24 protein-coding genes are annotated in these 25,995 nt (G+C 38.1%); all 24 read left to right on the plus strand.

Going from position 1 to position 25,995, the window contains the following annotated elements:
* Window positions 1–34: 34 nt before the first annotated feature.
* Window positions 35–916, plus strand: coding sequence for a translation elongation factor Ts (gene tsf / locus QNH29_RS09135; protein WP_283864479.1), 882 nt, complete (start codon window positions 35–37; stop codon window positions 914–916).
* A 107-nt stretch (window positions 917–1,023) separates the two neighbouring features.
* Window positions 1,024–1,749 carry a UMP kinase gene (gene pyrH / locus QNH29_RS09140; protein WP_283864480.1) on the plus strand — a complete coding sequence of 242 codons (726 nt, stop codon included), beginning with the start codon at window positions 1,024–1,026 and terminating at the stop codon, window positions 1,747–1,749.
* A complete protein-coding gene (frr, locus tag QNH29_RS09145) occupies window positions 1,749–2,306 on the plus strand; it encodes a ribosome recycling factor (RefSeq protein ID WP_283864481.1) in 558 nt (185 codons plus the stop codon). The genes pyrH and frr overlap by 1 nt, the downstream gene beginning before the upstream one ends.
* 252 nt (window positions 2,307–2,558) lie before the next feature.
* Window positions 2,559–3,338 (plus strand): undecaprenyl pyrophosphate synthase, encoded by a 780-nt coding sequence (locus QNH29_RS09150; protein WP_283864482.1) that lies wholly within the window; start codon window positions 2,559–2,561, stop codon window positions 3,336–3,338.
* A 40-nt stretch (window positions 3,339–3,378) separates the two neighbouring features.
* The gene (locus QNH29_RS09155) at window positions 3,379–4,167 is read left to right on the plus strand and encodes a phosphatidate cytidylyltransferase (protein WP_283864483.1); all 789 of its coding nucleotides are present in this window, start codon (window positions 3,379–3,381) and stop codon (window positions 4,165–4,167) included.
* A 147-nt stretch (window positions 4,168–4,314) separates the two neighbouring features.
* Window positions 4,315–5,457, plus strand: coding sequence for a 1-deoxy-D-xylulose-5-phosphate reductoisomerase (gene dxr, locus QNH29_RS09160; RefSeq protein ID WP_283864484.1), 1,143 nt, complete (start codon window positions 4,315–4,317; stop codon window positions 5,455–5,457).
* 169 nt (window positions 5,458–5,626) lie between these two features.
* Window positions 5,627–6,886 (plus strand): RIP metalloprotease RseP, encoded by a 1,260-nt coding sequence (gene rseP / locus QNH29_RS09165; protein WP_283864485.1) that lies wholly within the window; start codon window positions 5,627–5,629, stop codon window positions 6,884–6,886.
* A gap of 156 nt (window positions 6,887–7,042) precedes the next feature.
* Window positions 7,043–11,365, plus strand: coding sequence for a PolC-type DNA polymerase III (locus QNH29_RS09170; protein WP_283865575.1), 4,323 nt, complete (start codon window positions 7,043–7,045; stop codon window positions 11,363–11,365).
* Window positions 11,366–11,577: 212 nt separating this feature from the next.
* Complete coding sequence (gene rimP / locus QNH29_RS09175; RefSeq protein WP_283864486.1) at window positions 11,578–12,048, plus strand: ribosome maturation factor RimP; 471 nt, start codon at window positions 11,578–11,580, stop codon at window positions 12,046–12,048.
* 41 nt (window positions 12,049–12,089) lie between these two features.
* Complete coding sequence (gene nusA, locus QNH29_RS09180; RefSeq protein ID WP_283864487.1) at window positions 12,090–13,214, plus strand: transcription termination factor NusA; 1,125 nt, start codon at window positions 12,090–12,092, stop codon at window positions 13,212–13,214.
* 18 nt (window positions 13,215–13,232) lie between these two features.
* Window positions 13,233–13,517: an RNase P modulator RnpM gene (gene rnpM, locus QNH29_RS09185; protein WP_063254333.1), complete on the plus strand. Its 285-nt coding sequence runs from the start codon at window positions 13,233–13,235 to the stop codon at window positions 13,515–13,517.
* Window positions 13,514–13,816, plus strand: coding sequence for a YlxQ family RNA-binding protein (locus tag QNH29_RS09190; RefSeq protein ID WP_283864488.1), 303 nt, complete (start codon window positions 13,514–13,516; stop codon window positions 13,814–13,816). The genes rnpM and QNH29_RS09190 overlap by 4 nt, the downstream gene beginning before the upstream one ends.
* Before the next feature lie 19 nt (window positions 13,817–13,835).
* Window positions 13,836–16,109 (plus strand): translation initiation factor IF-2, encoded by a 2,274-nt coding sequence (infB, locus tag QNH29_RS09195; RefSeq protein WP_283864489.1) that lies wholly within the window; start codon window positions 13,836–13,838, stop codon window positions 16,107–16,109.
* Window positions 16,106–16,387: a DUF503 domain-containing protein gene (locus QNH29_RS09200; RefSeq protein WP_283864490.1), complete on the plus strand. Its 282-nt coding sequence runs from the start codon at window positions 16,106–16,108 to the stop codon at window positions 16,385–16,387. The genes infB and QNH29_RS09200 overlap by 4 nt, the downstream gene beginning before the upstream one ends.
* 16 nt (window positions 16,388–16,403) lie before the next feature.
* On the plus strand, window positions 16,404–16,775 hold the full coding sequence (gene rbfA / locus QNH29_RS09205; protein WP_283864491.1) for a 30S ribosome-binding factor RbfA: 372 nt from the start codon (window positions 16,404–16,406) through the stop codon (window positions 16,773–16,775).
* 60 nt (window positions 16,776–16,835) lie between these two features.
* Window positions 16,836–17,756, plus strand: coding sequence for a tRNA pseudouridine(55) synthase TruB (gene truB / locus QNH29_RS09210; RefSeq protein ID WP_283864492.1), 921 nt, complete (start codon window positions 16,836–16,838; stop codon window positions 17,754–17,756).
* Between the two features lie 31 nt (window positions 17,757–17,787).
* Complete coding sequence (ribF, locus tag QNH29_RS09215; RefSeq protein WP_283864493.1) at window positions 17,788–18,726, plus strand: bifunctional riboflavin kinase/FAD synthetase; 939 nt, start codon at window positions 17,788–17,790, stop codon at window positions 18,724–18,726.
* Window positions 18,727–18,866: 140 nt separating this feature from the next.
* Window positions 18,867–19,136 (plus strand): 30S ribosomal protein S15, encoded by a 270-nt coding sequence (gene rpsO, locus QNH29_RS09220; protein WP_223588488.1) that lies wholly within the window; start codon window positions 18,867–18,869, stop codon window positions 19,134–19,136.
* Window positions 19,137–19,361: 225 nt separating this feature from the next.
* Window positions 19,362–21,488 carry a polyribonucleotide nucleotidyltransferase gene (gene pnp, locus QNH29_RS09225; protein ID WP_283864494.1) on the plus strand — a complete coding sequence of 709 codons (2,127 nt, stop codon included), beginning with the start codon at window positions 19,362–19,364 and terminating at the stop codon, window positions 21,486–21,488.
* Between the two features lie 136 nt (window positions 21,489–21,624).
* Window positions 21,625–22,572: a polysaccharide deacetylase family protein gene (locus QNH29_RS09230; protein WP_283864495.1), complete on the plus strand. Its 948-nt coding sequence runs from the start codon at window positions 21,625–21,627 to the stop codon at window positions 22,570–22,572.
* A gap of 73 nt (window positions 22,573–22,645) precedes the next feature.
* Complete coding sequence (locus QNH29_RS09235; RefSeq protein WP_283864496.1) at window positions 22,646–23,884, plus strand: M16 family metallopeptidase; 1,239 nt, start codon at window positions 22,646–22,648, stop codon at window positions 23,882–23,884.
* A 103-nt stretch (window positions 23,885–23,987) separates the two neighbouring features.
* Window positions 23,988–24,233: a YlmC/YmxH family sporulation protein gene (locus QNH29_RS09240; RefSeq protein ID WP_283864497.1), complete on the plus strand. Its 246-nt coding sequence runs from the start codon at window positions 23,988–23,990 to the stop codon at window positions 24,231–24,233.
* A 175-nt stretch (window positions 24,234–24,408) separates the two neighbouring features.
* Entirely contained in the window at window positions 24,409–25,311 is a 903-nt protein-coding gene (dpaA, locus tag QNH29_RS09245; RefSeq protein ID WP_283864498.1) for a dipicolinic acid synthetase subunit A, read from the plus strand.
* Window positions 25,308–25,907 carry a dipicolinate synthase subunit B gene (gene dpaB / locus QNH29_RS09250; RefSeq protein ID WP_283864499.1) on the plus strand — a complete coding sequence of 200 codons (600 nt, stop codon included), beginning with the start codon at window positions 25,308–25,310 and terminating at the stop codon, window positions 25,905–25,907. The genes dpaA and dpaB overlap by 4 nt, the downstream gene beginning before the upstream one ends.
* Window positions 25,908–25,995: the final 88 nt, after the last annotated feature.

Below are 25,995 nucleotides of genomic sequence, written 5' to 3' on the forward strand. Positions count from 1 at the left end.
GTAGTATAATACATAGTTTAAGGAGGAATTTACAATGGCAGTTACTGCTCAAATGGTAAAAGAACTACGCGAAAAAACAGGCGCAGGCATGATGGATTGTAAAAAAGCATTAACAGAAACAAATGGTGATATGGAAAAGGCAATTGATTTCTTACGTGAAAAAGGGATTGCTTCAGCTGCGAAAAAAGGTGACCGTATTGCTGCAGAAGGTTTAACATATGTTGTTGCTGAAGGAAACAATGCAGTTATTTTAGAAGTAAACTCTGAGACTGATTTCGTTGCAAAAAACGAAGCATTCCAAAGCCTTGTAAAAGAATTAGCTGCACACTTGCTTGCTAACAAGCCAGCAACAGTTGAGGAAGCTTCTGCACAAACGATTAATGGAGTAACGGTTGCAGACTATATCAATGCTGCTATTGCTAAAATTGGTGAAAAACTATCTCTTCGTCGTTTTACTGTAGTATCAAAAACTGACAATGACGCTTTTGGTGCGTATCTTCATATGGGTGGCCGAATTAGTGTATTAACAGTTCTTGAAGGTACAACTGATGGAGATGCAGCGAAAGATGTTTCTATGCACATTGCTGCTCTAAGACCATTATATGTTTCTCGTGACCAAGTTTCTCAAGAAGAAGTTGAGCGTGAGCGTCAAGTGTTAACTACACAAGCACTTAACGAAGGAAAGCCAGAAAATATCGTAGCAAAAATGGTTGAAGGCCGTCTTGGAAAATATTTTGAAGATGTATGCTTACTTGACCAAACTTTCGTTAAAAACCCTGATCAAAAGGTTCGTCAGTTTGTTGAATCTAAGGGTGCTACTGTTCGTGAATTCGTTCGTTACGAAGTAGGAGAAGGTATTGAAAAGCGTGAAGATAACTTCGCAGAAGAAGTTATGAACCAAGTTAACAAAAAGTAATTTGGATAAAGGGCACGTTTTCAGGAATATGTTTTGAATAGGGAACACGATGTGTTCCCTATTTTTAAAGGCTTTTTTATAATAATATACATAATAAGGAGGTTCTCATGAGCGGTCCTAAGTACAAACGCGTAGTACTAAAATTAAGCGGAGAAGCACTTGCAGGAGAATCGAGCTTCGGTATTAAACCATCCGTTATTAAGTCAATCGCTGGACAAGTAAAAGAAATTGCAGAACTTGGAGTTGAGGTCGCAGTTGTTGTTGGCGGCGGTAATATTTGGCGTGGTAAAATAGGCAGTGAAATGGGAATGGACAGAGCAACTGCTGATTACATGGGGATGCTGGCTACAGTTATGAACTCGCTGGCACTTCAAGATAGTTTAGAACACCTTGGGATTGAATCTCGTGTTCAAACTTCCATTGAAATGCGTCAAGTTGCAGAACCATACATTAGACGTCGTGCAATGAGACATTTAGAAAAGAAACGAGTAGTTATTTTTGCTGCTGGTACGGGAAATCCGTACTTCTCAACTGATACAACAGCGGCACTGCGAGCTGCTGAAATAGACGCAGAAGTCATATTAATGGCAAAGAATAATGTAGATGGAGTTTATTCTGCTGATCCTCGTATTGATCCGAATGCAACAAAGTATGATGACCTTTCTTTCTTGGATGTAATAAAAGAAGGATTGGCGGTAATGGATTCAACGGCTTCTTCGCTATGTATGGATAATGATATTCCGCTAATTGTTTTCTCTATTATGGAGCAGGGCAATATTAAACGTGCTGTTATGGGCGAAAAAATTGGAACAATTGTTAGGGGGAAAAATTAATGCCAAAACAAGTGATTTCAACAGTAAAAGATAAAATGACAAAAGCTATCCAAGCTTATACTCGTGAGCTTGCTAGTATTCGTGCAGGGAGAGCAAGTGCTTCTTTATTAGATAGAATTACCATTGATTATTATGGAGCACCAACACCTGTGAATCAAATGGCTGGTATATCAACTCCAGAAGCTAGACTTCTTGTGATTCAGCCTTATGATAAATCTGTTCTAGGTGATATTGAAAAAGCCATCCTTAAATCAGATTTAGGTTTGAATCCATCAAATGATGGTCAAGTGATTCGTCTTGCGATTCCTCAATTGACAGAAGAGCGCCGAAAAGAACTCGTAAAAGTAGTTAAGAAAGAATCTGAAGAGGCTAAAGTAGCTATTCGTAATATCCGTCGTGATGGTAACGATGATTTGAAAAAGCTGGAGAAAAACGGAGAAATAACTGAAGACGCACTTCGCGGCTATTCTGATGATATTCAAAAACTTACAGATGAGCATATCAGTAAAATTGACCAAATAACGAAAGACAAAGAAAAAGAAATCTTGGAAGTTTAATCATTTTGAAGAACCCTCTTTTCAGGGGGTTTTTTCACTATTTTGTCCTTAAAATATTTTAAAGGAGAAAATAAAACCTCATTCTTATTTCTTGGACTTATACATAAATTAATTAGAAGAAGATATATTTTTACTTTTTTGGTATGATAAAAGCATGCGAAAATCAGCATTCTTCATATATATCAACACAGGCTCTGTGGGCATGATCTATTATCGGAGGAAATGATTATCTTAATTTGGAGGAGCAATGTTATGTTTAATAAAATTAGGCTTTGGAAGAATGAAAATAATAACTCTTCCACACTCCGAGAAACTATAGAAAAGGTTAAAAAACTCCCGGTACCGGAACATGTTGCGATTATTATGGACGGCAATGGGCGTTGGGCAAAGAAAAGAGCATTGCCGCGAATTGCCGGTCATTATGAAGGTATGAAGGTCGTGCGTAAAATAACAAAGTTAGCAAACACCCTGGGAATCAAAACGCTGACATTATATGCTTTTTCAACAGAAAATTGGAAACGGCCAAAAAATGAAGTAGACTATCTTATGAAGCTCCCAGAGGAATTTTTAGGGACCTTCCTGCCTGAATTAGTTGAAGAAAATGTTAAAGTAGCAATGATGGGCTATAAAGACCAACTGCCGGTACATACATTACATGCAATTGAAAAAGCGATTGAAGATACAAAAGATAATGATGGTCTTGTATTAAATTTTGCGCTTAACTATGGGAGCAGATCCGAAATTATTGATGCTGCCAAAAAAGTCTTAAATGATTATAAAAGTGGAATACTGAAAGAGAGCGAATTAAACGAAGAGGTTTTCTCCTCATATCTTATGACTTCCGACCACAAAGACCCGGATTTATTGATTCGGACGAGCGGTGAAATTCGGCTGAGTAATTTTATGTTATGGCAATTAGCTTATACGGAATTTTGGTTTACGGATGTTTTATGGCCAGATTTTAGAGAAAAACATTTACTTGAAGCTATTGAAGCATTTCAGAATCGTCAGCGTCGATTTGGTGGTATTTAAGAACTCTCTCTCAAGTCCTATAAAGGTGTTGAAATCTTAGATGAAGCAAAGAATCATTACAGGAGTCGTAGCAGCTGCTTTATTTCTGCCTATAGTTTTTTACGGTGGACTACCTTTTGTATTATTAACGTACTTCTTGGCAACAGTGGGTTTGTATGAATTATTAAAAATGAAAAAACTTAGTATTTTTTCTGTTCATGGACTGTTATCCCTTTTATTTCTATGGGTTATTCTTTATCCAGAGCAGTACAGTGATATAGCCAATACTTTTTATTATACAAAAACAGAATTAGGCATAGCTTTGATTCTTTTATTATTAGGATATACGGTGTTAACAAAAAATCGCTTTACCTTTGAAGATGTCGGTTTTTCAATATTATCTGCCATTTATGTAGGTATCGGTTTTTATTTCTTTATTGAAACGCGTGATGCAGGTCTAGTTTATATTTTTTACTCTTTATTTATGATTTGGGCAACTGATTCAGGTGCATATTTTGTAGGTAAAGCTACGGGCAAAACGAAACTCTGGCCTGAAATTAGCCCGAATAAAACGGTAGAAGGTTCGCTTGGCGGTGTGGTTTGTGCCCTCATCGTTGCTGTTCTTTTTTCTTTCATGACGGATATCAACGCAAACCTTCTTTCTTTACTCGCCATAACTGCTGTCCTTTCAATCTTTGGACAAATTGGGGACCTAGTCCAATCTGCGTTTAAACGTCACTTTGGCGTTAAGGATTCGGGAAATATACTGCCGGGACATGGCGGGATCCTTGACCGTTTTGATAGTCTTTTATTCGTTCTACCATTATTACACTTTTTCCACTTATGGTAGATTACTGTCTAGCTGTTGCGCCTAGGGGCGCGAGGCATAAGCCAATCGCTTCGGAAGGCAAAAACCACGCCTTCTGTCAGCGCTCGTCTTATGCTTGTCGTCCCTGAGCAAGGCGCATCCGCTTTTCTATTAGGAGTTGAAACATAATTGAAAAAAATTAGTATTTTGGGTGCTACTGGCTCAATTGGGACCCAAACTTTAGATATTCTGCGTGAACACCCAACCGAATTTAAATTAGTGGCATTCTCTGTCGGAAAAAACTTAGAATTAGCTAGAAAAATGATTACTGAATTTCAACCAGAGCTTGTTTCTGTACAAGAGTACCATGATTGTAATACATTAAAATCAGAATTTCCCAAAACTAAATTTGCTTTTGGTGACGAGGGACTTGTAGAAGCGGCTGTCTATCCTTCCGCTGATATCCTTGTAAATGCAGTTATCGGAAGTGTTGGTTTAAATCCAACTTTACAAGCAATTGAAAGTGGAAAAACCATTGCGATTGCTAACAAAGAGACATTGGTAACAGCTGGTCATCTAGTCATGGAAGCTGCCAAAAAGAATGGGGTGGCACTGCTTCCAGTAGATAGTGAACATTCGGCTATTTTTCAATGCCTGCAAGGTGAACAAGATAAGACAATAGAAAGATTGATCTTAACTGCTTCAGGCGGCAGTTTCCGTGACCGTACCCGGAATGAGCTTGAAGGTGTAACAGTAAAAGAGGCCCTAAATCATCCTAATTGGTCAATGGGAGCAAAAATAACCATAGACTCAGCGACGATGATGAATAAAGGGCTTGAAGTGATTGAGGCACATTGGCTATATAATATGCCATATGAAAAAATTGATGTCCTTCTTCATAAAGAAAGCATTATACATTCGATGGTTGAATTCCATGACAGCAGCATTATAGCACAGCTAGGAACACCAGACATGCGGGTACCTATTCAATATGCGCTTTCTTACCCTGAACGGTTACCATTAACTTCTTCACAACGGTTAAACTTAGCACAAATAGGTACATTGCATTTTCAAGAAATGGATGATAATCGTTTTCGCTGTATGAAATTTGCTTATGAGGCTGGAAAAAAAGGCGGAACACTTCCAACTGTATTGAATGCGGCAAATGAAGTTGCAGTAGCTGCTTTTTTAAATGAAAAGATTACTTTTCTACAAATTGAGGATTTGATTGAGAAGGCTTTATGCAAGCATGATGTAATCACAAATCCTGACTTATCCATTATTCATGAAGTGGACAAAGAAACAAGACAATATGTATCTTCACTTCTATAAAGGCTGTTATCGTAAAGATAGTTGTTAAAATCTTAAAGCCGATTTTAACGTGGAAATAGCTATTTTGCGCTTTTGAATTTATTTTGCAGGCTCTTTTCTTAATAAATTTTGTTCTAAGAAGAAACATAGTTTAAGAAAAGAGCCTCTATAAAAAAGGTGGTTTTTTAGTTTGAGTACAGTTATTGCCTTTATTGTTATCTTTGGAGCTCTAGTCTTCTTCCATGAATTAGGCCATTTAATTTTTGCAAAAAGGGCAGGGATTTTATGCCGCGAATTTGCAATTGGATTTGGTCCTAAAGTTTTCTCTGCTAAAAAAGGAGAAACAACGTATACCATTAGGTTACTGCCAATAGGTGGTTTTGTCCGCATGGCAGGTGAAGATCCTGAAATTGTCGAAATAAAACCAGGTTACAGAATTGGGCTTTTATTTGACAAAGATAATACGGTTAATAAAATCATATTGAACAATAAAGAAAAGTATCCTGATTGCCGGATTGTTGAAGTAGAATATGCAGATATTGAACACAAGCTAGTTATCAAGGGCTATCCGGAGGATGAAGAAGAAAGCTTGCAAACCTTCCATGTAAGCCCGACTGCTGTTACGGTTGAAAATGGGATAGAAACTCAATTAGCTCCATATGATCGTCAGTTTGCCTCCAAAACCCTGCCACAGAGAACAATGGCCATTTTTGCAGGACCGATGATGAATTTTGTCCTAGCTTTCTTTTTGTTCATTATAATTGCGTTTTTACAAGGTGTTCCAACAAACGAACCAAAACTAGGAGAAATTACGCCCGATGGAGCAGCCAATGCTGCAGGTCTTCTGCAAGGAGACATTGTCAACAGTATTAACGGAGCGGAAATTTCAAGCTGGTCTGACGTGGTTGAAATTATCAGGGAGAATCCTAATGAGGAACTTGATTTTTTAATTACACGTGATGGGGAAGAACAAGAGATCACTGTTACGCCAAAAGAACAAAGTGTTGAGGGTGAAAAAATTGGTCTAATAGGAGTTTATAGTCCGATTGAGAAATCGCCATTAAAATCAATTACTGCTGGTTTTACTGAGACCTACTTTTGGACAAAGCAAATTTTTGTGATGCTTGGCCAGTTAGTAACCGGTCAATTTTCTATTGATATGCTCTCAGGTCCGGTTGGTATATATGCCTCAACGGATACAGTTGTCCAATCGGGTATTTACTATGTCATGAAGTGGGCGGCTATTTTGAGCATTAACCTGGGGATCATGAACCTCCTGCCTATTCCTGCACTTGACGGCGGAAGACTAATGTTCTTTGCTGTAGAAGCAGTAAGAGGAAAACCGATTGATCGTCACAAGGAAGGTATGGTCCACTTTATTGGGTTCGCATTGCTAATGCTCCTCATGCTAGTTGTTACCTGGAATGATATCCAAAGGTTTTTCCTATAAGATTTTAGATAAAGGTTCCTTAGTGGACCTTTTTTTATTTACTGATTTGGTTTTATTTTTCTGTCGAAATAAGCCGAATGATAAGGTATCATATGATATAATTATTTTTTGATAAAAGATAAAATAGAAAACTTTATATAGATGGGAGAGGGAATGATGAGCGAACATGCCTCTGGCAATAAAGAGCGATTCTTACTCTTGCTCCAGCAACTAGAATTAATCGAAGACGCTGTGGTAGCACAATTTCAAAATGCACAAATAGAGAGATTTATAGTTGAAAAAAAGGCAAGAAAATGGCATTTTCAATTTTTATTAGAAAAAATTCTTCCTTATAGTCTGTATCTTCGTTTTACTACTCAACTGGAAAGAAAATTCTCAAATATAGCCAATATTACCTATGATTTAAAAGTAGAAGATCAAAGCTTTCAACCTGAATTACTTCTAGAGTATTGGAATCATAGTATTCAACAAATCGATGGTATTTCTCCGCCACTGCTAAAATTATTGAATCAACAAATACCGGCTGTTAGTGGTAATAAGCTAACGATCTCCGTACGCAATGAGATGGAAGGGATGACGTTAAAAAAGAAATATGGGTCAATGATTACCAGCCTCTATCAATCGTTTGGATTTCCAACTTTAACGATTGAAACGGACATCAAGAGTACTGAAAAAAATGATGAATATCAACAATTCTTATTAGCAAAACAGAAAGAAGATCAAGAACGCGGACTCATGGCTTTAGCTGATTTACAAAAGAAAGAAGCGGAGAAGGATGCAGGAGGCGCGGTTACTGAGGGTCCTCTATCTATCGGTCTTACCATAAAAGATGATTCAGACCTGCGCAACATGATAGATATAGTTGATGAGGAAAGAAGAGTCACCGTCGAAGGGTTTATTTTTGACGCGGAGACCAGAGAATTGAGAAGCGGCCGTACTCTATTAACCTTTAAAATTACTGATTACACAAGCTCTCTTATGGTTAAAATGTTTTCGCGGGATAAAGAAGACGCGGCCCTTTACAAATTGGTCAAAAAAGGTATGTGGGTTAGAGTACGAGGCAGCATTCAAAATGACACCTTTGTACGTGATTTAGTCATGATTGGAAACGATATAAACGAAATTAAACCAGAGGGGCGTAAAGATACAGCTCCGGAGGACCAAAAACGTGTTGAGCTTCATCTTCATACCCCTATGAGTTCAATGGATGCAGTCACTCCTGTAGGGATGCTTATTGCTCAAGCTAAGAAGTGGGGACATAAGGCAATTGCGGTTACAGATCATGCTGTTGCCCAATCCTTCCCTGAGGCATATGGTGCAGGAAAGAAAAACGATATTAAAATTCTATACGGTGTAGAAGTAAATCTTGTGGATGATGGTGTGCCAATTGCCTATAATGACGCCCATCGTTTATTAGCAGAAGATACATTTATTGTTTTTGACGTTGAGACGACAGGTCTCTCCGCAGTGTACGATACAATTATTGAATTAGCTGCAGTTAAAATTAGGAACGGCGAAATTATTGACCGATTTGAATCATTCGCGAATCCGCATCATCGATTATCAGCAACCACTATTAACTTAACGGGAATTACTGATGATATGGTACAAAATGCTCCTGAAGTTGCAGAAGTAATACAAAGATTTCATGAGTGGGTAGGAGACGGAGTCCTTGTCGCTCATAATGCCTCTTTTGATATGGGGTTCCTTAATGTTGGGTATAAAAATATAGGCCTTGAAAAGGCAAAAAATCCCGTTATAGATACCCTAGAGCTAGGTAGATTCCTGTATCCTGAAATGAAAAATCATCGTTTAAATACATTAGCCAAGAAATTTGATATCGAGTTAACGCAGCACCATAGAGCGATTTATGACGCTGAAGCAACTGGTTATTTACTTTTAAAAATGCTGAAGGATGCGACAGAAAAAGGAATTGAGTACCATGACCAATTTAACGATAACATGGGAAAGGGAAATGCCTATCAACGGGCACGACCTTATCATTGTACGTTACTCGCGCAAACGGAAGTTGGGTTAAAGAACTTATTTAAACTTGTATCGATTTCACATATTGAATACTTTTATAGAGTTCCGAGACTGCCACGGTCCGTTCTCCAAAAATACAGAGAAGGAATTCTTGTTGGTTCCGGCTGTAATAAAGGTGAAGTTTTTGAAGGAATGATGCAAAAATCTCCTGATGAAGTAGAAGCGGCTGCACAATTCTATGACTACCTTGAGGTTATGCCGAAGGAAGTAAATGCTCCATTAATTGAAATGGAACTAGTTCGTGATGAAAAGGCACTTGAAGATATCATTGGAAATATTGTAAAGCTTGGTGATAAATTAGGCATTCCCGTCGTCGCAACGGGTAATGTTCATTATTTAAATGAGAACGATAAGATTTATCGAAAAATATTAGTTAATTCGCAAGGTGGAGCAAACCCGCTAAATCGTCACAAATTGCCAGATGTCCATTTTAGGACAACAAATGAAATGCTTGCTGCTTTCTCATTCTTAGGAGGAGAAAAAGCAAAAGAAATTGTTATTACTAATACAAACAAAATAGCTGATATGATTGATGTCATTAAGCCGATTAAAGACGACCTATTTACGCCTAGAATTGAAGGCGCAGATGAAGAAATGCGGGAAATGAGTTATTCAATGGCAAGGAAGATTTACGGAGACCCACTTCCAGAAATCGTTGAGGCCCGCCTTGAAAAAGAATTGAAGAGTATCATCGGCCACGGTTTCGCCGTTATTTACTTGATTTCACATAAACTAGTAAAAAAATCCTTAGATGATGGATATCTTGTTGGGTCACGTGGATCGGTAGGTTCATCTTTTGTAGCAACGATGACGGAAATTACCGAAGTAAATCCATTGCCGCCTCATTACGTCTGTCCAACATGTAAGCATTCAGAATTCTTCAATGATGGTTCTGTTGGTTCAGGCTTTGATTTACCGGATAAGGACTGCCCACAATGTGGCGATAAATACAGAAAAGACGGACATGACATTCCCTTTGAAACCTTCCTAGGCTTCAAAGGGGACAAGGTTCCCGACATCGACTTGAACTTCTCGGGCGAGTATCAGCCTCGTGCTCATAACTATACGAAGGTTCTTTTTGGAGAGGACAATGTATATCGTGCGGGTACGATTGGAACAGTCGCAGATAAAACAGCTTTCGGTTATGTGAAGGCGTACCAGCAGGACAATAATTTAACATTACGCGGAGCAGAAGTAGAACGACTTGCTTCAGGCTGTACAGGTGTAAAAAGAACAACAGGTCAGCACCCTGGGGGGATCATTGTTATCCCTGATTACATGGATGTATATGACTTTACACCGATTCAGTTTCCTGCAGATGATCGAAACTCTGAATGGAAAACGACTCATTTTGATTTCCATTCCATACACGATAACGTATTAAAGCTTGATATACTTGGGCACGACGATCCAACCGTAATCAGAATGCTGCAAGACCTTAGTGGAATGGATCCAAAAACGATTCCAACAGACGATCCAGAAGTAATGAAAATTTTTAGTGGGACCGAATCATTAGGTGTAACCGAACAGCAAATTATGTGTAAAACAGGTACCCTTGGGATTCCTGAATTTGGTACACGATTTGTCCGTCAAATGTTAGAAGATACAAAACCTACGACTTTTTCTGAACTTGTCCAAATTTCCGGTCTGTCACATGGAACAGATGTATGGCTGGGTAATGCACAAGAATTAATTCATAACAACATCTGTAATCTTAGTGAAGTTATTGGCTGTCGTGATGATATCATGGTCTACCTTATTTACCAGGGACTAGAACCATCGTTCGCTTTTAAAATTATGGAGTCGGTTCGTAAAGGGAAAGGACTTTCAGAAGAAATGGAAGCGGAAATGCGTCGTAATGAAGTACCGGAATGGTATATTGATTCTTGTAAAAAGATTAAATATATGTTCCCAAAGGCTCACGCCGCTGCCTATGTATTGATGGCAGTTAGAATTGCTTATTTTAAGGTTCATTTGCCGCTTTTATATTACGCTGCCTATTTTACCGTTCGTGCAGAAGATTTTGATTTAGAAGTAATGACAAGAGGTTCTGAATCCATTCGGGCAAAAATTGAGGAAATCAATGCAAAAGGACTTGAAGCATCAAATAAGGAAAAAAACCTATTAACCGTTCTTGAGCTGGCCCTTGAAATGGTCGAAAGGGGCTTTTCTTTCCAAAACTATGATTTATATAAATCCGATGCGTCTGAGTTTATCATTGAAGGAAATTCTTTAATCCCTCCATTTAATTCAATACCAGGGCTCGGAACAAATGCCGCTTATAACATTGTAAAGGCGAGAAAAGATGGAGAATTTCTTTCTAAAGAGGATTTACAGCAACGTGGTAAAGTGTCAAAAACTATTCTAGAATATTTAGATAAACAAGGCTGCTTAGGTTCATTACCGGATCAAAATCAGCTTTCCCTATTCTAAATAGTAAAAAGCTTGATATAATGCGTTTCGGTTTGCATATAAAATTTGGTTATGGTATAGTTTTATTGGAAATACTAAGAAATACTCTCGTGTTAAAGAGTGGGGAAACCCGCTCTTTCGTTTTTGTATTGGATAATTTTACAGAGTTATTGATAAAACTTTCCGTGAAATACGTATAATATGGGTGAAAATGTCGGTAAAGGAGGTTAAACATGAGCAAAGTAACGGAAGTAGTAGAAGAGCTAACGCAGCCAATTTTGCAAGAATTAGAATTAGAATTGGTGGAAATTGAGTTTGTCAAAGAAGGTAAAAACTGGTTTCTTCGCGTATATATTGATAAAGAAAACGGTGTTGATATTGAGGACTGTGGTATTGTCAGTGAACGGCTTAGTGAAAAACTCGATGAGCTTGACCCGATAACCCAAAATTATTTTCTTGAGGTTTCCTCTCCTGGTGCAGAAAGACCGCTGAAAAAGGCGAAGGACTTTGAAAAAGCAATCGGTAAGAATGTGTTCATTAAAACATACGAGCCCATTGACGGTGAAAAAGGATTTGAAGGAAAGTTACTTGATTATGATGGGCAGACAGTAAAAGTCGAAATCAAAATCAAAACCCGTAAAAAAGTCATCGAGATTCCTTTTGAAAAAGTGGCTAGTGCAAGGCTAGCAGTTATTTTTTCATAATAAAAGATAAACATATATGAAAGATAGGGGGATATGATCAAATGAGCAGCGAATTATTAGATGCTCTTACAATACTAGAAAGAGAAAAGGGCATTTCTAGAGATGTATTAATCGATGCGATTGAAGCCGCACTTATCTCGGCATATCGACGTAATTTCAATCAAGCCCAAAATGTTCGAATTGACTTGAATCTGGGAACAGGCTCCATGCGTGTGTTTGCCAGAAAAGAAGTAGTAGATGAAGTGTTTGACCCTCGTCTTGAAATATCATTAGCTGATGCCAGAAACATTAACCCGAATTATGCTGTTGAAGATGTAGTGGAAATGGAAGTAACACCTAAGGACTTCGGCAGAATTGCAGCTCAAACAGCAAAACAAGTTGTTACCCAAAGAGTTAGAGAAGCTGAAAGAGGCATTATTTATTCCGAATTTATCGATCGTGAAGAAGATATTATGACCGGAATCGTTCAAAGACTTGATTCAAAGTTTATTTATGTGAGTCTTGGAAAAATCGAAGCTCTTCTTCCTGTAAATGAACAAATGCCAAATGAGCGTTATAAACCTCATGATCGTATAAAAGTTTTTATTACGAAGGTTGAGAAGACAACGAAAGGTCCTCAAATTTTCGTATCTCGTACCCATCCTGGATTATTGAAAAGATTGTTTGAGATTGAAGTTCCAGAAATATATGATGGCACCGTTGAGATTAAATCTGTTGCTCGTGAAGCAGGCGACCGCTCAAAAATTTCAGTTCATTCGGATAACAATGAGGTTGACCCAGTTGGATCTTGCGTAGGTCCAAAAGGTACCAGAGTTCAAGCCGTTGTGAATGAATTAAAAGGTGAAAAAATTGATATTGTTAAATGGTCCGACGATCCTGTCATCTTTGTTGCTAATTCTTTAAGCCCGTCAAAGGTATTAGATGTTATGGTGAATGAACCTGAAAAAGCAACCACTGTGGTTGTACCAGATTATCAACTTTCACTGGCGATTGGAAAGCGTGGACAAAATGCCCGATTGGCTGCAAAGTTAACAGGTTGGAAAATAGATATTAAATCAGAAACAGAAGCACGTGAACTAGGAATCTATCCACGGGAAGAAATGATTCGACTTTTTGACGATCAAGTGGATGTTGACTTTAATGATGAAGAAGAAGAAAAGGAATAAGAAGTGAGGTGAATGATCGTGAACAATCGTAAAAAAGTTCCTATGCGGAAGTGTGTCGCAACCGGTGAAATGAAGCCGAAAAAAGAACTCGTTCGCATCGTTCGCTCAAAAGAAGGGGAAGTATCTATCGACTTAACAGGAAAAAAGTCAGGTCGAGGTGCATACCTTTCAAAGGACAAGGAAGCGGTCCTACTAGCCAAGAAAAAAAATATCCTATCTAATCATTTAGAAGTTTCAATCAGTGAAACCTTATACGAGGAACTTTTAGAATTGATAGAAAAGGATAACAGGCAATCCATATGAGAGCAAATCAATGGATGTCGTTACTTGGTTTAGCCAATCGAGCACGGAAAATCATATCGGGTGAGGAGCTTTCTGTGAAGGAGATACGTAGCGGAAAAGCAAAACTCGTACTTTTATCGGCAGATGCATCTGCAAATACGACAAAGAAAATTACAGATAAATGTAAGTCATACGAAGTTCCATATAAACTAGTGGAAGATCGCCACCTTCTAGGCCAAGCGATTGGGAAAGAAGCCCGCGTTGTTGTAGCTGTACTGGATGATGGATTTGCAAAGAAATTGATTTCGTTGCTCGATTAATTTTAGCGGGGGTGAAAATATGAGTAAAATTCGTGTTTATGAGTATGCAAAAAAACACAATATTTCAAGTAAAGATGTAATTACCAAATTAAAAGAAATGAATATAGAAGTTTCAAATCATATGGCAACAATTGAGGACGCTGCAGTTGTAAAGCTAGACGCAACCTATAATAAAAGTGAAAACAAACCACAACAACAAAAGCAAGCTAGACCGCAACAGCAAAATCGCCAGAATCAGAAACCACAGCAGGGAGTTAAACCACAAGTGCAAAGTAAAACAAGCCCAAAAGCTTTTGAGGATGACGACTCAAAGACCACAACTCCTAGTAAGGTAAAAGTGGCATCACCACCAAAAACGGTTGAAAGTAAAAAGCATAACCAACAATTCCAATCTAAGGAAAATAAAGTGTTCAGTGCTGGAAAAGGGAATAAAAAACCTTTTAATAATAATAATCAAAATCGCAATAATAATAACAACCGGAAAAAGAACCACACACCGGTTCAGCAAACACAGCCTCAGGTAAAGAAGGTAAAAGAGCTTCCAGCTAAAATTACTTTTAGTGAATCTCTCACTGTTGGCGAACTTGCTAAAAAAATCTACCGCGAACCTTCCGAAATCATTAAGAAACTCTTTTTACTAGGCGTCATGGCAACAATTAATCAGGTATTAGACAAAGATGCCATCGAATTAATCGCTAGTGAATATGGAGTTGAGGTTGAAGAAGAGGTAAAAATTGATGCAACTGACCTTGAAGTGTATTTTACAGAAGATGCACCAGAGGACTTAGTAGAAAGACCATCAGTTGTAACGATTATGGGTCACGTTGACCATGGTAAAACAACATTGCTTGATTCCATTCGAAACACAAAAGTAACAGAAGGTGAAGCGGGTGGAATCACCCAGCATATTGGTGCTTACCAAGTTGTTGAAAATGGGAAAAAGATAACATTCCTTGATACACCGGGACACGCTGCTTTTACAACAATGCGTGCACGTGGTGCGAAAATTACAGATATCACAATCCTTGTAGTAGCAGCCGATGACGGTGTAATGCCGCAAACAGTTGAAGCTATTAACCATGCAAAAGCTGCAGAAGTTCCAATTATCGTTGCTGTTAATAAAATGGATAAAGAGGCTGCCAACGCCGATCGTGTTATGCAGGAACTTACCGAGCATGGATTAGTTTCTGAAGCTTGGGGCGGAGATACAATCTTTGTTCCACTTTCCGCGAAGACAGGAGAAGGAATCGATAACCTGTTGGAAATGATTCTTCTTGTTAGTGAAGTGGAAGAATGGAAAGCAAACCCTAATCGTAAAGCAGTTGGAACAGTAATTGAAGCACAATTAGATAAAGGCCGCGGGTCAGTTGCTACGTTACTCGTTCAGAACGGTACTCTGAAGATCGGTGATCCTATTGTTGTAGGAAACACATTCGGCCGTGTTCGTGCAATGGTAAATGACCTAGGACGCCGTGTGAAAGAAGCTGGACCGTCTACACCTGTTGAGATCACAGGTTTAAGTGATGTTCCACAAGCTGGTGACCGTTTTGTCGTATTTGACGATGAGAAAACAGCTCGTCAAGTTGGAGAAGCACGTGCGCAACAAGCACTGGCAGCTCAACGTGGTGAAAAATCGATTGTCAGCCTAGATAATTTATTTGAACAGTTAAAGCAAGGCGAGATGAAGGATTTAAACATCATCCTCAAAGCTGACGTTCAAGGTTCGGCTGAAGCCGTTGCAGCTTCCCTGCAAAAAATTGACGTTGAAGGTGTAAATATCAGAATTATTCATAGTGGTGCAGGTGCCATCAATGAGTCGGATATTACACTTGCCTCTGCTTCTAATGCGATAGTGATTGGCTTTAACGTTCGTCCTGATGTAAATGCGAAACGCGCAGCTGAGCAAGAAAAGGTCGACGTTCGCCTTCACAGCATTATTTACAAGGTTATTGAAGAAATTGAATCTGCTATGAAAGGTATGCTTGATCCTGAATTTAAAGAAAAAGTAATTGGGCAAGCGGAAATTCGTCAAACCTTTAAAGTTTCAAAGGTTGGAACCATTGCTGGTTCTTATGTGACAGACGGGAAAATTACTCGTGATAGCGGAATTCGTTTAATTCGTAATGGTGTTGTCATCTTTGAAGGAAATATCGATGCATTAAAACGTTTTAAAGATGATGCCAAAGAGGTTTCACAAGGGTATGAATGTGGTATTACAATTAAAAACTTCAATGATGTTAAAGAAGGAGATATTATTGAAGCATACGTAATGGAAGAAATTGAGCGTAAATGATTGTAGGTATCGCCGTGTGTGAATGTATCATTTATGATGCACATTCATTAAAAGACAAACGTGCGGTTTTGCAGCGAGTTCTTACCAGGTTAAAACAAAAATTTAATGTATCGGTTTCAGAGGTCGACTATCAGGATGTTTGGCAAAGGACGAAAATAGCCATTGCTGCGGTAACATCCAACCGGGTAATGACTGAACTAGAACTGCAAAATGCACTTAAATTTATTGATTCTTTTCCTGAAATAGAAAGAACAATCACCGATGTAGAATGGCTTTAAGTTAAGAGGTGAAGTGATGAGCCACAGAGCAAATCGTGTTGGAGAACAAATGAAGAAAGAACTAAGTGACATCATCGGTCGAAAGATTAAAGATCCCCGGATCGGCTTTGTTACTGTTACAGATGTTCAAGTATCGGGAGATCTTCAACAAGCAAAAGTATATATTTCTGTTTTGGGCGATGAAGAGCAAAAGGAAAACACTCTTAAAGGTCTAGCGAAGGCGAAAGGTTTTATCCGAACTGAAATTGGACATCGTATTCGTTTGCGCAAGACACCGGAGATCGTTTTTGAATGGGATGAATCAATGGATTATGGAAATCGAATCAATTCTCTCATTCATCAATTGCACCATGAAGAAAGAAGTATGGAAAAAAATGAAGAAGAATAAATGGATAGACAATTGTCTATCCATTTTTTTCGATAAAAAATAGAAATGGAGTGACCAAAGGTGGAGGGAATCTTACCTTTATATAAACCCGCTGGGCTGACGTCGCATGATTGTGTGTTTAGATTAAGGAAAATTTTAAAAACAAAAAAGGTCGGACATACTGGCACGCTGGATCCAGATGTAACCGGAGTTCTTCCTATTTGTATAGGAAAGGCAACTAAAGTTGCAGAATTCATAACGGATGCAGGAAAAAGTTACGAGGGTGAAGTATTAATCGGCTATTCCACAACGACCGAGGATGCTTCTGGAGAAAAAGTGGAAGAGAAGAAAATTGAAGGTACCATCAGCAGGAAAGAAATTCTTCATGTCCTTGAGGCTTTAACAGGCGAGATAGAACAGACTCCTCCGATGTATTCAGCAGTCAAAGTTGGGGGAACTCGTTTATATGAATATGCCCGTAAAGGGATTGAAGTAGAACGACCAACTAGAAGGGTAAACATTTATTCAATAGAGCTGCTTGATGATCGAGAAAATTTTTCAGGAGAGACCATTTCATTTCGGTTTAGAGTCAGCTGCAGTAAAGGTACCTATATCAGAACATTAGCAGTTATGATTGGTGAAAGTCTCGGTTATCCTGCCCATATGTCAAATTTAGTTAGAGTTCAATCTGCTGCATTTACGATTGATGATTGTCTAACATTTGAGCAAATTGAAAAGTTAATGGAGATGGGGACTATTTCTTCAAGTTTACGGCCCTTAGAATTGGCACTTTCTCATTTGCCGAAATACATAATAAATGATAAAGTAGCAGAGAAAGTGAAAAATGGCGCACTTTTACCCATACCAGAGTATTTAAAAAATAGTAACGGACCTATTAGCGCTGAAACGGAAGAAGGCATAGCTCTTGCCATTTATTCGGTACACCCGAACAAACCAGGGCTGTTGAAACCGGTTAAAGTTTTGCGTAATGATCAAGGTTAAAAAGGTTACGGTCAAGAAAAGGTGAGTTTCATTGGAAGTAATAAATCTAGGATTTCCATTAAATATAGATAGAACTGAAATACCTCCATTATCGATGGCACTTGGTTATTTTGACGGTGTTCATCTTGGTCATCAAAAGGTGATCATTGAAGCTAAAAAACAAGCCGGCCAAAAAGGACTCCGTTCAGCAGTTATGACTTTTGACCCTCATCCTTCGGTCGTGCTAGGCAAGAATGAGAAGCATGTTCATTATATAACACCTTTGGCTGATAAAATTAGTTTAATCGAAGAACTAGGTATTGATTATCTTTTTATTGTCCAATTTACTTCAGAATTTGCAAATCTTCTTCCACAAGAATTTATCGACCAGTATGTGATTGATTTAAATGTAAAACATGTCGTTGCCGGATTCGATTTTTCATATGGCCGTATGGGAAAAGGAACTATGGAAATTTTACCTTTCCATTCAAGAGAAAAGTTCACATTCACCATTGTTGAAAAATACACCAGTGGGGATGAAAAAGTAAGTTCAACGCGAATCCGTCAATATATAAAAAACGGCAAAACAGCTGAACTGCCAGAATTACTTGGAAGATTCCACCAGACAACCGGCATTGTCGTCCACGGAGATAAAAGAGGCCGGACAATTGGATTTCCAACTGCAAATGTCGATACAAAAGATGAATATATTTTACCACCTACAGGTGTCTACGCGGTAAAAATTAAAATCGATGAAAACTGGTACGAAGGTGTATGTAATGTTGGCTATAAACCAACATTTAACAAAGATGAATTAAAAATCTCAGTGGAAGTCCATATCTTTAACTTCGAAAAAAATATATACGGTGCCGAAGTAACCATTGAATGGCACCAATACCTGCGAAAAGAACAAAAATTCTCAGGAATCCAAGAACTAGTCGCCCAAATCGAAAAAGATAAACAAAATGCAATTAAATACTTTAATAAATAGCTTTTTCTATCGATAGAACTTGCATTTTGTCATAAAACGTTGTATTCTTATTAACGTATTAAAAATAACCTTTGCTTGGCAAGTCGAGTCACCGACGCTTGCTCAGTAACAGGGGATAGTAAATTTAGGAGGTGAATAGGATGGCAATCACTCAAGAACGTAAAAACGAACTAATCAATGAGTACAAAACTCATGAAAACGATACTGGATCTGCAGAGGTTCAAATCGCTGTCCTTACTGAATCAATCAACAATTTGAATGAGCACTTACGTACTCATAAGAAGGACCACCACTCACGTCGCGGTCTGTTGAAAATGGTTGGTAAGCGTCGTAATCTTTTAACGTACCTACGTAATAAAGATGTTCAACGTTACCGTGAATTAATCAATAAGCTAGGACTTCGTCGATAATCAAAAGAAGCGGGATTTTTCCCGCTTTTTTGTTAGCTTTAAAAAAGATAGCCGCAAGTAAGATAAATATATTATATACATATTTTAAGTCGCAAAAATTTGAGCATACTATAAGTATATTTGTATTGATAACATAAGCTTAAACGCTTTTTTTATATTAGATGATTAGAGCGATATTATTTCGCATTATCCTCTAAAGTGATTTAGATAGAGAGGGGTAACAATATGGAACAAACGAAACATGAATATTCCATGGATTGGGCTGGTCGTAAATTAACCGTTGAAATTGGACAACTAGCCAAACAAGCAAATGGAGCGGTAATGGTCCGTTATGGAGATACGGCAGTTCTAAGTACTGCTACTGCTTCAAAAGAACCAAAAAACTTAGACTTTTTTCCATTAACATGTAACTATGAAGAACGATTATATGCGGTGGGGAAAATACCTGGCGGATTTATTAAGCGTGAGGGACGTCCGAGTGAAAAGGCAATTTTAGCTAGCCGATTAATCGATCGTCCGATTCGTCCACTTTTTGCAGAAGGTTTCCGTAACGATGTGCAAGTAATCAGCATTGTTATGAGTGTGGATCAAGATTGCTCATCAGAAATGGCAGCAATGTTTGGATCATCATTAGCCCTATGTACATCTGACATTCCATTTGAGGGACCAATTGCTGGTGTTGTCGTTGGCAGAGTCGGTGGAGAGTTTGTAATTAATCCAACAGTAGAACAAGCTGAAAAGAGCGACATTCATTTAACTGTTGCAGGTACTAAAGATGCGATTAATATGGTTGAAGCGGGTGCTGATGAAGTTTCAGAGGAAGTAATGCTTGAAGCCATCATGTTTGGACATGAAGAGATTAAACGCCTTATTGAATTCCAAGAAAAGATAATGGCTGAAACTGGCAAGGAAAAAAGAGAAATTATTCTTTATGAACTTGATAAAGATTTAGAAGCTGAAGTAAGAGAAATGTGCGAAGAAGATATGGTCACAGCTATTCAGGTTCAAGAAAAGCATGCCCGTGAGGATGCGATTAAAGAAGTAAAGAATCGTGTAATCGCTAAGTTCGAGGAGAACGAGGCAACAGACGATGACATGAAACAAGTTAAACAAATTTTAGATAAAATTGTTAAAGGTGAAGTTCGTCGTTTAATAACCGTTGAAAAGATTCGTCCAGATGGCCGGAAAATTGATGAAATTCGTCCACTTTCTTCACAGATAGGTATTTTACCAAGAACACACGGATCAGGGTTATTTACTCGTGGACAAACTCAAGCATTAAGTATCTGTACATTAGGAGCAATGGGTGATGTGCAAATTCTAGATGGTTTGGGAATTGAAGAAGAGAAGCGTTTTATGCACCATTACAATTTCCCTTCCTTTAGTGTTGGTGAAACTGGACCAATCCGTGGACCAGGCCGTCGTGAAATCGGACATGGTGCTCTTGGTGAGCGTGCATTAGAACCAATTGTACCTTCTGAAAAGGATTTCCCATACACGATTCGCCTTGTTTCGGAAGTCCTTGAATCTAATGGTTCTACTTCTCAAGCGAGTATCTGTGCAAGTACACTTGCTATGATGGATGCGGGTGTTCCGATTAAAGCTCCAGTTGCTGGAATTGCAATGGGACTAGTAAAATCTGGTGAACATTACACTGTTTTATCAGATATTCAAGGTATGGAAGACCACCTAGGTGATATGGATTTCAAAGTAGCAGGAACGGCTAAGGGTGTAACTGCACTTCAGATGGATATTAAAATTAAAGGACTTTCTCGTGAAATCCTTGAAGAAGCACTTCAGCAGGCTAAAAAGGGTAGAATGCATATTCTAGATTCTATGCTGGCGACGATTTCTGAGCCACGGACTGAGCTTTCAAAATTTGCACCAAAAATCTTAACAATGAAAATTAACCCAGATAAAATTCGCGACGTTATTGGACCAAGTGGTAAGCAAATCAATAAAATCATTGAAGAAACTGGTGTTAAGATTGATATCGAACAAGATGGTACTGTATTTATTGCCTCAACCGACCAAGCAATGAATCAAAAGGCAAAGAAAATCATTGAAGACATCGTACGCGAAGTTGAAGTTGGTCAAATGTACCTTGGTAAGGTTAAACGAATTGAAAAATTCGGTGCTTTTGTTGAAATCTTTGCAGGAAAAGATGGACTTGTTCATATTTCTGAATTAGCCGAGGAACGAGTTGGCAAGGTGGAAGACGTCGTTGCAATCGGTGATGAAATTTTAGTAAAAGTAACTGAAATCGATAAACAAGGACGTGTAAACTTATCACGAAAGGCGATACTAAAGGAACAACGTGAGAAGGCTGAAAAAGCGGCGGAAAAGCAATAAAACTGCCTGCAAGCAATTATAAGGTCAGGGGGAACCCTGACTTTTTCCATGTTAGTTCTATCCAGCTCCGGCGCCTGCGCTTTTAGTTCTACCTTGTCCCCTTATTTCATATATTTTGTATGAAGGGGGAAGGTAAATGAAGAAGTTAAGTTTGATCGCTTGTTTATTAATCGTAGCATGGGTTTCTGTTAACAATTCTCTTGTTGATACATATGTAGCGTCACTTAAAGAGAATGCAGTTCCTGTAGGAAAGCAAGAAAATCCGCTATATCAAAGTATTATTAAAAATGCTTCTACATATGAAATACCGCCTTCCAATGCTAAAATTGATCAAGTATGGAAAGCAATTCCCGGCTATAATGGGTTAACCGTAGATATTGAAGCTTCGTATAAGAATATGAAGAAAACCGGGACATTCGATGAAAAAAAATTAGTATATAAACAAACAAAACCAGCGGTACATCTTGAGGATTTGTCTCCATCTCCGATTTATCGCGGGCATCCTGATAAACCAATGGTCAGCTTCATTATTAATGTCGCTTGGGGAAATGAATATTTACCAGAAATGCTTGCAGCATTAAAGAATCACCAAGTCAAAGCAAGCTTTTTCCTCGAGGGTAGATGGGTAAAAAATAATCCCGACTTGGCAAAAATGATTGCGAGTGCAGGTCACGAAGTAGGGAACCATTCGTATACACATCCTGATATGAGCAGAATTACTGCAGGACAGACAAGAGAGCAATTGATAAAAACAAATGAAGTGATTGAGGCAGCTACAGGAAATAAAAGCATTTGGTTTGCTCCGCCCAGCGGCAGTTACAGGGATGAAACTGTTAAAATAGCTTCAGAATTAAAAATGAAGACTGTTATGTGGACAGTAGATACTATCGATTGGCAAAAGCCTACGCCTGATGTGTTAATCAATCGTGTTATTTCAAAGATTGATAAAGGGTATATGGTCCTCATGCACCCAACAGAATCTACTGCAAAATCATTAGATCGTTTGATTACACTTATTGAGGAAAAAGGGTTAAAAATAGGTACTGTAAGCGATCTAATGAGCGAAGAAAGAATTATGAAATAAATACACCAAAGAATCCAGATAATAAAGGAAAAAGAGCAATGTTTCCGCTTTTCTATAGATTAGGAGGATTTTGATGATTAACAAATATTCTTGCAAAAATGGAGTAAGAATTGTATTAGAAAATATTCCAACAGTGAGATCAGTGGCAATTGGAGTATGGATTGGCACTGGCTCAAGGAATGAAAATCCCCAAACAAATGGAATCTCGCACTTTTTAGAGCATATGTTTTTCAAAGGTACTACAACCAGATCTGCGAAAGAAATAGCTGAATCCTTTGATAGTATTGGTGGGCAAGTCAATGCTTTTACTTCAAAGGAATACACATGTTACTACGCCAAGGTACTCGACACACATGCGCAATTCGCTTTAGATGTTTTAGCTGATATGTTCTTCAATTCCACGTTTGTTGAAGAAGAGTTAAATAAAGAACGAAATGTTGTATTAGAAGAAATTAAAATGTATGATGACACTCCAGATGATATTGTCCATGATTTACTCAGCAGGGCTATTTATGGCGACCATCCACTAGGTTACCCAATATTAGGTACAGAGGAAACGTTAAATACGTTTACTGGGGATACGCTTAAAGAATACATTCACAATCATTACATCCCCGAAAATGTGGTAATATCAATAGCTGGTAATGTTTCCGAGAGTTTTATTAAGGAAGTTGAAAAGTATTTTGGATCGTATCAAGGCGGTAAAAGTACGATTATTGAAAACATTCCTACATTCCAATCTAATAGGTTATCCCGCCAGAAAGAAACAGAGCAAGCACACCTATGTCTTGGTTTCGAAGGGTTAAAGATTGGCCATGATGATGTCTACAGCTTAATTATATTAAATAACATTCTAGGCGGCAGCATGAGCAGCAGATTGTTTCAGGAGGTTCGGGAACAGCGGGGGTTAGCGTATTCCGTATTCTCATACCATTCAGCCTACCAGGATAACGGTGTTGTAACCATCTACGGAGGAACTGGTGCTAAGCAGCTGGATGTGTTATTTGAAACCATTCAAGAAACTTTGGATAAATTAAAACAAGATGGAATTACCGAAAAAGAATTAATTAATAGTAAAGAGCAGTTAAAAGGAAGTTTAATGTTAAGTTTAGAAAGTACAAATAGCAGGATGAGCCGAAACGGGAAAAACGAATTATTATTAAAACGCCATCGCTCACTAGATGAGATTATCGAGCAAATAGACCAAGTAACAAAGCAAAGCGTAGATGGAATGGCGACATCTGTCTTTACAAACAATTATTCCGCTTCTTTAATCAGTCCTGACGGTGAATTACCGAAAAATTTAAGATAAAAGAAAAACAGTTCCCTCGAGAACTGTTTTTTCTTTTTAGTCTAAATTAGGACTTCCATCGATAACATATAGTAAAGAATGTTTAGAGAGGAGTTCATTCAATATGCGGTTAAGTGAATTAAGCGGGAAAGAAATTGTTGATGTCAAAAAGGCTGAGCGTTTGGGAGTTCTGGGTCAAACAGATCTTGAAATTAATGAAAATACTGGACAAATACAGGCATTGCTGATTCCATCATCATTAAAATGGTTTGGATTTAGAAAACAAGGCGGAGAAATTAGAGTTCCATGGCGGCATATAAAAAAAATAGGCTCCGATATGATTATTATTGATGTACAGGAAGAAGGCTAGCAGAAAAAAATGAAAACGGCCTATAAGCCCAAGCAAAGTAAATTTTGCTTGGGCTTTTTTATTTATCTATTAATGGAAAACTCACAGATTTATTCATTCTTACATAAGATGTTGAAGTGATAAGAGTAAAAAGACTTACTGCTTGGATTTTTTTGAAAAGAAGGTGAATGATTTCATGCTGACAGGGATGCAGATAGCAGTGATCGGTGGAGATGCAAGGCAGTTGGAAATTATCCGGAAGTTAACCGAATTAGACGCTAGATTATCATTAATTGGTTTCGAGCAGCTTGACCACGCGTTCACAGGCGCTGTTAAGGAAAAGTTGGATGAAGTCGATTTTTCAAATATGGATGCCATAATCTTACCAGTACCCGGTACAAATTTAGAAGGCCATGTGGAAACAATTTTTTCAAATGAAAAGGTAATTTTAACAGCGGAAATGCTTATGAAAACACCTGATCATTGTACCGTATACTCCGGAATTAGTAATGCTTATTTAAATGGGATTACAAAAGAAGCGAAGCGTCAACTTGTGCAGCTTTTTGAGAGGGATGATGTAGCAATATACAATTCAATTCCGACAGTAGAAGGAACAATCATGATGGCCATCCAACATACTGATTTCACGATTCATGGCTCAAATATTACAGTATTAGGGTTAGGAAGATGTGGGATGAGTGTCGCAAGAACCTTCCATGCCCTAGGAGCAAAAGTAAAAGTTGGCGCAAGGAAGAGTGAACATCTTGCTAGAATTACAGAAATGGGTTTAACACCTTTTCATCTAAACGACTTAGAAAAAGAAGTTAAAGATACCGATATTTTAATCAATACAATACCTCTATTAATTGTAAGTGCTTCTGTTATTTCAAAAATGCCAGCTCATACGCTGATTATTGATTTAGCCTCAAAACCTGGTGGAACTGATTTTAGATATGCAGAAAAAAGAGGGATAAAAGCACTTCTTGCACCAGGATTACCTGGCATTGTCGCGCCAAAAACAGCTGGTCAAATACTGGCAAATGTTCTGGCCCAATTGCTTCAAGATGATGTAAGCAAGCGAAAGGGGAATATAAAATGAGTTTAAAAGGGAAAAAAATAGGTTTTGGGTTAACAGGATCTCATTGTACGTATGACGCTGTATTCCCAGAAATTGAGAAATTAGTTCAGGCTGGTGCAGAAGTACTGCCAGTAGTGACAGCTACAGTGAAAAATACCGAAACCCGTTTTGGAAAAGGGGAGGACTGGATTCAAAGGATTGAGGATTTAACAGGAAACAGAGCGATCGATTCAATCGTTAAAGCTGAGCCATTAGGTCCCAAAATCCCGCTAGATTGTATGGTTATCGCACCTTTGACAGGTGTATCAATGAGTAAATTTGCCAATGCAATGAATGACAGCCCTGTTTTAATGGCTGCAAAAGCGACATTAAGAAATTTAAAACCAGTTGTCCTTGGAATTTCTACAAATGATGCTTTGGGCTTAAATGGAGTTAACTTGATGAGATTAATGGCGACAAAAAATATATATTTTATCCCATACGGGCAAGATGATCCAATCAAGAAGCCAAACTCCATGGTAGCAAGGATGCCTATGTTGATGGAAACGGTTGAAGCAGCTATTGAAGGCCGGCAAATCCAGCCTGTATTAGTGGAAAGATATAAGGATACAGAGTAATTCATACTCCTTTCATCAAATATGGTTATTTCTTTGAAGGAATATGTTAATATATTTATAATTCAACCATCAGTGAGATTATTTATCT

The organism is Neobacillus sp. DY30 (genome assembly GCF_030123065.1).
In the GTDB taxonomy this organism is placed as follows: domain Bacteria; phylum Bacillota; class Bacilli; order Bacillales; family Cytobacillaceae; genus Neobacillus.

Bases quoted from the DNA above. Each gene is read 5' to 3' on its own strand.
- QNH29_RS09190 (WP_283864488.1), top strand. From the start codon at position 13,514: ATGAGAGCAAATCAATGGATGTCGTTACTTGGTTTAGCCAATCGAGCA.
- rbfA (WP_283864491.1), top strand. From the start codon at position 16,404: ATGAGCCACAGAGCAAATCGTGTTGGAGAACAAATGAAGAAAGAACTA.
- QNH29_RS09230 (WP_283864495.1), top strand. From the start codon at position 21,625: ATGAAGAAGTTAAGTTTGATCGCTTGTTTATTAATCGTAGCATGGGTT.
- QNH29_RS09155 (WP_283864483.1), top strand. From the start codon at position 3,379: ATGAAGCAAAGAATCATTACAGGAGTCGTAGCAGCTGCTTTATTTCTG.
- dpaB (WP_283864499.1), top strand. From the start codon at position 25,308: ATGAGTTTAAAAGGGAAAAAAATAGGTTTTGGGTTAACAGGATCTCAT.
- QNH29_RS09235 (WP_283864496.1), top strand. From the start codon at position 22,646: ATGATTAACAAATATTCTTGCAAAAATGGAGTAAGAATTGTATTAGAA.
- frr (WP_283864481.1), top strand. From the start codon at position 1,749: ATGCCAAAACAAGTGATTTCAACAGTAAAAGATAAAATGACAAAAGCT.
- dpaA (WP_283864498.1), top strand. From the start codon at position 24,409: ATGCTGACAGGGATGCAGATAGCAGTGATCGGTGGAGATGCAAGGCAG.
- rimP (WP_283864486.1), top strand. From the start codon at position 11,578: ATGAGCAAAGTAACGGAAGTAGTAGAAGAGCTAACGCAGCCAATTTTG.
- infB (WP_283864489.1), top strand. From the start codon at position 13,836: ATGAGTAAAATTCGTGTTTATGAGTATGCAAAAAAACACAATATTTCA.
- QNH29_RS09150 (WP_283864482.1), top strand. From the start codon at position 2,559: ATGTTTAATAAAATTAGGCTTTGGAAGAATGAAAATAATAACTCTTCC.
- pyrH (WP_283864480.1), top strand. From the start codon at position 1,024: ATGAGCGGTCCTAAGTACAAACGCGTAGTACTAAAATTAAGCGGAGAA.
- QNH29_RS09240 (WP_283864497.1), top strand. From the start codon at position 23,988: ATGCGGTTAAGTGAATTAAGCGGGAAAGAAATTGTTGATGTCAAAAAG.
- rpsO (WP_223588488.1), top strand. From the start codon at position 18,867: ATGGCAATCACTCAAGAACGTAAAAACGAACTAATCAATGAGTACAAA.
- tsf (WP_283864479.1), top strand. From the start codon at position 35: ATGGCAGTTACTGCTCAAATGGTAAAAGAACTACGCGAAAAAACAGGC.
- QNH29_RS09170 (WP_283865575.1), top strand. From the start codon at position 7,043: ATGAGCGAACATGCCTCTGGCAATAAAGAGCGATTCTTACTCTTGCTC.
- nusA (WP_283864487.1), top strand. From the start codon at position 12,090: ATGAGCAGCGAATTATTAGATGCTCTTACAATACTAGAAAGAGAAAAG.
- QNH29_RS09200 (WP_283864490.1), top strand. From the start codon at position 16,106: ATGATTGTAGGTATCGCCGTGTGTGAATGTATCATTTATGATGCACAT.
- pnp (WP_283864494.1), top strand. From the start codon at position 19,362: ATGGAACAAACGAAACATGAATATTCCATGGATTGGGCTGGTCGTAAA.